This is a genomic window from Dellaglioa sp. CoH-57-MRSF-18, assembly GCF_056781995.1.
Window position 1 is genome coordinate 1 of record NZ_JBXAXX010000211.1, and the last position, 274, is coordinate 274.

The following is a 274-nucleotide window of genomic DNA, read 5'->3' on the forward strand; positions in this document are numbered from 1 at the left end:
GTTCCTTGTTGTCCTTGAGGTTGGTACTCGCGACGACCCTTTTCCCAATTGCAGGGCCCACACATCGTGGTCATGTTGTGAAGCGCGTCCGCCCCACCGTTATGGCGGCTAATCGTATGATCGTGCGTAAATATCACGTCTTTGCCATTGACGGTACCCCACATATTCATATGGAACGGACCGTCGCCGCCTTTCTTCGAATACGTGCGCTCGATCGCGAAGTATGAGGCTTCGGCACCACACGCGCTGCACGTCGTTCCGTGCTTAGCAAAGC

The 274-nt window shown here is 55.1% G+C and carries 1 protein-coding gene; it reads right to left on the reverse strand.

Annotated elements, in window-relative coordinates:
* Window positions 1-170: HNH endonuclease signature motif containing protein (locus AC1RPG_RS08755; protein WP_481762598.1), on the reverse strand; the 170-nt coding region annotated here is incomplete at its 3' end.
* Window positions 171-274 lie beyond the last annotated feature (104 nt).